Source organism: Chitinophagaceae bacterium (genome assembly GCA_007695095.1).
In the GTDB taxonomy this organism is placed as follows: domain Bacteria; phylum Bacteroidota; class Bacteroidia; order Chitinophagales; family REEL01; genus REEL01.
Window position 1 is genome coordinate 1 of the sequence record REEL01000033.1, and the last position, 5,238, is coordinate 5,238.

A 5,238-nucleotide genomic window follows, 5' to 3' on the forward strand; every position below is an offset into this window, starting at 1 on the left:
ACATTGTCCGTATTCATAACACCATGAATAAATCCAACTCGCATCCAATTTACTACCAGCCTTATTTGTAGATTCATTACCTCTTCTAATAAGCTTAAAGCGGGATTTTCGTTTAGTTTTATCTTTGGATATATACGCTCAATTGTATAATTTAACAATGCGCTCAGGTCATCTTGACTCCCGAAATAACGTGCATATTCAAATGTCCCGATACGAATATGACTTTTCATAGCTCTTATTAAAATAGCACCTTCGTTATGGCATTCTCTATAAACATCTTCGCCTGTTTTAATAACTGCTAAACTCCTTGAGCCGGGGATATTTAAGTGATGCATAGCTTCACTAATTAAATACTCCCGCAGCATAGCTTTAAGTACCGCTTTCCCATCACCACCCCGAGAGTAAGGGGTCCGCCCGGCTCCTTTAAGTTGAATATCAAATCGATTATTTTCTTTGGTGAGATGTTCACCTAACATAATGGCTCTCCCATCTCCTAACATCGTAAAATGTCCGAATTGATGCCCTGCATAGGCCTGAGCATAAGGTTTTGAATGAGTATGCAAGCTTTGACCGGATAAAACACTGAGCAGTTCATCTTCATCCTGATTATTAATATTTAGAGTAGTTAATAAATCCCTATTAAGCACAACAAATTCTGGATTATTAAATTTTGCCGGTTGCACAAAACTGTAGAATTTTTCCGGGAGCGATAAGTAAGTGTTATCAAAATTAAAACTATTCATTTTTGTAGGCATAGGTTATTAAATCTTTCATTTCAATGATTTTTAATGCTTCTTCCGAAGTGGCTTCCAATATAACTTTAGGGGCACATCCGTCTTCAAATGCTTCTTTCCACCTAATTGCACATAAACACCATTTGTCACCGGCTTTTAAACCCGGGAAATCAAATTCAGGACGCGGCGTAATCAAGTCATTTCCTTTGTTAAAAGAATAGTCCAAAAACTCTTTTGTAACTATGGCACATACGGCATGTGTCCCTAAATCAGAATCATCCGTTCTGCAATAGCCGTCTCTATAAAATCCGGTTAACGGGTTTTTACAGCAAGAAATAAGTTTTTCACCAAATATATTTTTCATTTATCACTTCTTTAATAGTTTTAAATAAGCTTTTCAAATCTTTTTCTATGTTAGTTGTATCTGACTATCAGGTCATTTTTTAAGCCGGTATCTAAAATCAATAGACTTATAGTTATCTCCGCCTTAAAATGCAAATAAAATAGACAAATCATTTTATTAAAAGCCTTTAATACAGATGCGAATTTAACATTAAGAATTGAAATTTGTTTTAGTAGGCAAACATAATGGAGATGAAGATAAAGGACGTTAATCAGTATTTGTGACAACGGCAATTTTATCGGTTGAGAAATTTAAAAAGTAGTAAAGTACATAAACCCATCCGTGTAAAATTATTTAACTATCAATTTTCGGAATTTTAATCATGGCTTAATAAAATCCATATTCCGAAAGGGTTTTATATTACAAAGTGAATATTTTTAGAAGCCGGTCTTTTTCCGGTAATGTGTTTAAGTTTAGATTAATAGAATTAAAAAAGCCCGTAATTTTTATGGTTACGGGCTTTTTTAAAAAATACAGGTTTAGTATTGCTCTAACATATAAGCAATTAAATCGGTAGTAGTCACTATACCCTTCAGTTCGCCATTATCAATTACGGGTAAGGCATGATACTCCTCTTTCGCAAAAATTTCAGCCACATCACGAATAGAATCAGTAGAACTAACTGTCTTTGGTTTTGAGGTCATCACTTGTGGAATGCTTAACATATCTAGTACAGCTGCATCTGCTCCTTCCTGATTGTCAAACAAAGTGCCGAATGTAAGCCTGTTTAAATCTGTACGGCTAATGATACCGCTCACATTTTTACCATTCATTACAGGTATATGACGGATTTTGTGATCACGAATTAGGGTAACCGCATCCTTTAACTTATCGTTTTCGTTTACTGTGTAAACATCTTTTGTCATAATGTTGCTAATCGGTTCTCTTTTTTTCATCTTGTTATTTTTTTTTTTGAATGAATTATGATTTTGAAATACTTTACATTTCATTTCTGCAAATTTATCAAATAATATTGAGCTAAATGAAAATTAAACTCTAAATGGCAAATAATTTAAATGCAGATTCTTATATATTAGGTGAAGCCTTAAATTCTCACATGTGTTTTGGTTATTTGTCCGGATATTTACTTAAAGCATAAAATTTAAAACTCAGAGTTTATCCATTTCGTGAGTTACTCATTTTACACTTAGCCATGCTGCAAAATAATCAAAGGTATTTTTTGTCAATAACATTATTGTTTGAAAAGGAAACTTAAAGAATTTTATCAGCTCGGATGAATATTTTGTCCCGGCTTTTTGAAAACAACGACATTGAACCATTTCTTTAAGTATTTTTCAAATGTATCCTCTTCAAATTCAGTTTCTTTTACAATTTTGCCATTTTCAGTTATTTTTATAACATTGCCGGCAATACTTATGCGTCCATTTTTCGTTGGTTTACTAATGATTTTTTTCTGTGTAAAATGCGAATTTGGATTGTTTTGGTGATAAATACACATTTCCGCAAACTCGGACAGTTTTCTTGCAGTTTTAGTAAAGATATATATTGGTTTTTTGCCGGAGCCATTCAATTTGGAAATCAGCAAATAGTCATTTTTATATGCTTCAATGATATAATTAGCGCGGGAATCATTTTGAATAGTATTAAGCTCGATTTTTAGGGGAATAAGGGAAAACTCTCCAAATCCTACATCAACTAAATATTCAACTTCATCTATCCGGACAATTATTGCTAAATGGTCATATTCTTTCCCAAAATTTCCGTCTTTTTCATTATAAACCCTCGCGGATATTAACTTTGCATTATATCCAATCATCAACAATAGGTTTTGGAATAACCCATTTAACTCATAACAAAAACCACCTCTTTTATCAATAATAATTTTTTGAAAAAAATTATCAATATCCAAAATAATATCATTTTGGTAATGTATGTCTAAGTTTTCGAAAGCTACCGTATAAAGGTGAGCTGTTTGCAAATTTTTTAAAACAGCTAAATCGGGTGTTAAGCTCCCCTTATAACCAATTCGATTCAAATAGTCTTCAATGTTCATTAGACAGTTTACCTATTTTAACGTTAAAAATAACAACAGCTTATCTAAAGAAACAATTTTGGTATATGAATTTAAAAAATTAATTTTTAAGATGTAATACATTTATACTTGTTATTAATGCACATCTCAAAAGAAGGATTCAAAAATGCATTTATTCAGGAATAATTCTGCGAATCATCTTTCTATTATAATTATAAGTGGATGAACCTGCATCCCATTCTTTGTTATGTAAATACCAACCATCATGGTTGCCTTCCCATCCCCAATTCATATATATCTTGTGGTTGTTTGTCATAGTATTGTTTTCACAGTCAAAGACTTGAGAATACCCTTCAGCCACCCAGGCATGGCAATTTTTGTAGGTTGAAAACAATCCAAATATCCACTGAGTCTCATCTGAACAACCCGCCATAAAAACAGGCCGGTTGTTATTTATATTATTGATTACCTCAGTATAAATGAATTTATTTTCCTTTGTGGCATAAGGAAATCCTAAAATGCTTCTAAATGCATCATACGCTCTGTTAAAACGTGCTCCTGATCCATTACAAGCATAACTCATGTTTAGCATTTTTCCCAATACTTTCATAAGGGAGGGTAAGTTTGGGTCAGATGACTGGTTTGCAGAATGATAGGGCATGTTTTCCCAAAAATAAATATGAGGCACACCTTGATAGGTAAATGTGCCGTTCCAGTCATTTTCTGCATGAAATTTAAGTATTTGACCAATAGCAGTTGCTACACATCCTACCGGAGGCTTCCCACCGCTGCTAGCCAATGTGCATCCCATATTATCTAAAGAATTATTATAACCTTCGAGCTGACCCCATATAGTTTTTAGTAATTTTTTTCTGACAATTTTTGTCTCTTTAACATTATTGCAATTTATATAGTCACCGGCATATCTCACTATAACAAATTGTTTGGAGAGTTTTTCCCATGCGGCCATATTATTCTCAGCATTTTTGGGAATTATTCCACTTTCCAGCATTCTTACCAATCGCTCTTTGTGAGCTGCTAAATAATGTAACACACCCGGGCTGACGGGTTCATTTGGATTAAGATAAAATTGATTAATTTCTGAATAGGCGATTACCGGCTCTAATCTCATATCTGCAGAAAGCAATACAAATCCACCGTTTTTAAAGTTAATGATATAAACAAAAGGCTCATTTTTTTCTGTTAAAAGATGCGAAATGTCAAGAACTTCCTTGTTTATAGTATAATCTTCTTGTTTTAATATCTGCTCATCCAATCCACCTTCATGGGGTGGTGGGAATAATAAATTTTCCGCAACTACTAAGGCTGTTTTTTCATCTATTTTAAAAATATTTTTTTCGTCATCAAGCTTAAGTAAATCCTCACATCCACACAAAATAATGGAGATACAAATAATAAGCCATAAGTTTTTGTTTTTCATTTCTTAAATTTTTAGTTTCAATAAAAAGCTGAGATAGTTAACTGTATTCTTTTTACCTCGGTCAATATAAAAATACTGTATTTGAATGGCCTAATTTAAAACAATACTTTTAACCGGCGATTCGACATTCGAACACCTGTTTTTTAAGATGATTTTTAATCAACTAATAGAAAATTAAACCACAAACATATTTTAAAATATTCGAAAGATGAAAGTATTTTCAAAAAAAAATAACTGTAAAAATAATATATGATGAAAATTAGAGTGAGGCTGTGTTTTCCCTCTCTTTGTTAAAAGCAATATTCAGATAAATTATATCCTTTTTTTGGTATGAATGAAAAATTATGATTTTTCCCGCCTTGTTCGGGTGTTATTATCTGGCATCTTTAGAAGAGAATACTTATATTTAAGTTTATGCTTTGGATAAAGAATTGCGTCAGTTTTGGAAAGACTACTTGAAATTGACTTGTTTAATAGCTCTAACAAATTAGCTCTATTAAACAAGCTTGTATGTCAGGTACTATAACAATCTAATTAATATAATGAATTCCTTTTCTTTAGAAATGAATTCTATTATTTTGTTTAGAAAGTATCTTTTAAAACTACAGGTTTTTTATGTATATCCCATAAAATAAGTCTTACATAACCCAAGACTTTATTCCATGGG

5 protein-coding genes are annotated in these 5,238 nt (G+C 32.1%); all 5 read right to left on the reverse strand.

Annotated features, from left to right (window positions below):
* The coding region (locus EA412_00625) for a hypothetical protein (protein ID TVR83907.1) at window positions 1–755 on the reverse strand (755 nt) is incomplete at its 3' end.
* Window positions 736–1,098: a DUF2237 domain-containing protein gene (locus tag EA412_00630; GenBank protein TVR83908.1), complete on the reverse strand. Its 363-nt coding sequence runs from the start codon at window positions 1,096–1,098 to the stop codon at window positions 736–738. The genes EA412_00625 and EA412_00630, both read right to left, overlap by 20 nt.
* A 518-nt stretch (window positions 1,099–1,616) precedes the next feature.
* On the reverse strand, window positions 1,617–2,033 hold the full coding sequence (locus tag EA412_00635) for a CBS domain-containing protein (GenBank protein TVR83911.1): 417 nt from the start codon (window positions 2,031–2,033) through the stop codon (window positions 1,617–1,619).
* Between the two features lie 329 nt (window positions 2,034–2,362).
* The gene (locus EA412_00640) at window positions 2,363–3,151 is read right to left on the reverse strand and encodes an acetyltransferase (GenBank protein TVR83909.1); all 789 of its coding nucleotides are present in this window, start codon (window positions 3,149–3,151) and stop codon (window positions 2,363–2,365) included.
* 151 nt (window positions 3,152–3,302) lie between these two features.
* Window positions 3,303–4,571, reverse strand: coding sequence for a hypothetical protein (locus EA412_00645; protein ID TVR83910.1), 1,269 nt, complete (start codon window positions 4,569–4,571; stop codon window positions 3,303–3,305).
* Window positions 4,572–5,238: the final 667 nt, after the last annotated feature.

Excerpts from the sequence above, each read along its gene's own strand:
- EA412_00640 (TVR83909.1), bottom strand. The coding sequence starts at position 3,151 with ATGAACATTGAAGACTATTTGAATCGAATTGGTTATAAGGGGAGCTTA.
- EA412_00630 (TVR83908.1), bottom strand. The coding sequence starts at position 1,098 with ATGAAAAATATATTTGGTGAAAAACTTATTTCTTGCTGTAAAAACCCG.
- EA412_00645 (TVR83910.1), bottom strand. The coding sequence starts at position 4,571 with ATGAAAAACAAAAACTTATGGCTTATTATTTGTATCTCCATTATTTTG.
- EA412_00635 (TVR83911.1), bottom strand. The coding sequence starts at position 2,033 with ATGAAAAAAAGAGAACCGATTAGCAACATTATGACAAAAGATGTTTAC.